Origin of the sequence: Mesorhizobium sp. M0410 (assembly GCF_040321435.1) — a bacterium.
Classification (GTDB): Bacteria; Pseudomonadota; Alphaproteobacteria; order Rhizobiales; family Rhizobiaceae; genus Mesorhizobium.
This window is the reverse complement of record NZ_JAMYRN010000074.1, coordinates 1-820: the sequence shown is the minus strand read 5'-3', so window position 1 is coordinate 820 and position 820 is coordinate 1. Positions and strand designations below refer to the sequence as shown.

Genomic DNA, 820 nt, shown 5'->3' with positions numbered 1-820 from the left:
GGGAAATGCTGTATTAAGCAAGAGTTTGGGCGTCACGGAGTTAGTCGATGCCGATGGGATGGTTGCCGCGTTGAAGGTGATAAAATCACCTGCTGAGCTGACCTACATGAAACAGGCAGCAAAGATCGTGGATAGGGCTATGCAGGTCGGCAGGCTTGCAATCTCTGTCGGCGCGCGGGAATGCGACGTAGCCGCTGCGGTAAGTCATGCACTGTACACGGGCACTCCGGAATTTCCGGGCTGGACCTCCCGCAGTCCTATCTCCATGAACGTAGGATCTCCTGCGAACGCAGTCCATCTCACGTGGACTGATGGGGTGTACAAATCGGGCTGCCAGACGAATTTTGAGCTAGGCGCCTTCCGTCACCGGTATGCGTGCGCATTGGCGCGAACGGTATTTCTAGGAGAACCATCGGCTAGATCGCGACACGTCCATCATGCGTGCGTGGACGGGTTCCTCGCTGCGTTTGAAGCAATACGCCCTGGCGTTAAGTGCAGCGATGTGGAACGAGCTTTTCGACGCGAATTTGCACCTCGCGGCGTACGAAAAGAATCTAGAATTGGATACTCAATAGGGATCGATTGGGTGGAAGGCGGACCGAACTTTCAGGACGGAGACGAATCCGTACTCCAGGCCAATATGACCTTCCATCTCCTCATTGGTATTTTTGAAAAGACGGATGGATATATCTTCAGTGAGACCGTTCGCGTGACGGAAAATGGCGCGGAGTCGCTGAGCAACATGTCGCGCGATCTGCTCGTAAACAGCTGAATTTCTTAAAGCAGGGTGCCGGCGCAGCGTCACACGATGCGCCGGCAT

At 54.6% G+C, this 820-nt stretch carries 1 protein-coding gene; it reads left to right on the top strand.

Annotation, left to right across the window (positions count from 1 at the left end; translation table 11 throughout):
- A partial coding sequence (locus NKI63_RS30655; RefSeq protein ID WP_352824131.1) for a M24 family metallopeptidase occupies nucleotides 1–772 on the top strand: 772 nt, incomplete at its 5' end.
- Nucleotides 773–820 lie beyond the last annotated feature (48 nt).